2 protein-coding genes are annotated in these 750 nt (G+C 59.6%); both read right to left on the reverse strand.

Annotated features, from left to right (window positions below; translation table 11 throughout):
- The coding region (locus tag P0D70_RS36680) for an acyl-CoA dehydrogenase N-terminal domain-containing protein (RefSeq protein WP_408188123.1) at positions 1-99 on the reverse strand (99 nt) is incomplete at its 3' end.
- 102 nt (positions 100-201) lie between these two features.
- The coding region (locus P0D70_RS36685; protein WP_408188122.1) for an electron transfer flavoprotein subunit alpha/FixB family protein at positions 202-750 on the reverse strand (549 nt) is incomplete at its 5' end.

Below are 750 nucleotides of genomic sequence, written 5' to 3' on the forward strand. Positions count from 1 at the left end.
GTTTGCGTCTTCGAAGCCCGGCAGCGTCGCGATGTCTTCGAGACCGGCCAGTTCTTTCATCACGAACAGCATGTCTTTGATGGGTGCCGTATAGCTCATTTTCGTCTCCTCCCGCCGTTGATATAAAAAAAGGGCGCCGGACTTGATCGGTCCCGCGCCCTTCGCGTGTTGCCAGACGCCTTTTACAAGGCGCTTCGACGCTTAGCCCAGCTCGCTAACGAGTTCCGGCACGACCGTGAACAGATCGCCCACCAGACCGTAATCGGCGACGCTGAAAATCGGCGCTTCCGGGTCTTTGTTGATCGCGACGATCACTTTGCTGTCTTTCATGCCGGCCAAGTGCTGGATCGCGCCGGAGATACCGACCGCCACATACAGTTGCGGCGCGACGATCTTGCCGGTCTGGCCGACCTGATAGTCGTTCGGCACAAAGCCCGCATCCACTGCTGCACGCGATGCACCCAGCGCTGCGTTCAGCTTGTCTGCCAGCGGCTCGAGAACCTTGGTGTAGTTCTCGCCGTTGCCCAAACCGCGGCCGCCCGAAACGATGATCTTTGCCGACGTCAGTTCCGGACGGTCCAGCTTCGTCACTTCACGGCTCACGAACTGTGAAATGCCGCTGTCTGCTGCCGCTTCGATCTTCTCGACCGTTGCGCTGCCGCCTTCCGCTGCCACAGCGTCGAAACCGGTCGAACGAACTGTGATGACCTTGATCGGGTCTTGAGACTGAACCGTCGCGATCGCGTTGCC

This window comes from Paraburkholderia sp. RL17-381-BIF-C, assembly GCF_046026435.1.
Lineage (GTDB): Bacteria > Pseudomonadota > Gammaproteobacteria > Burkholderiales > Burkholderiaceae > Paraburkholderia.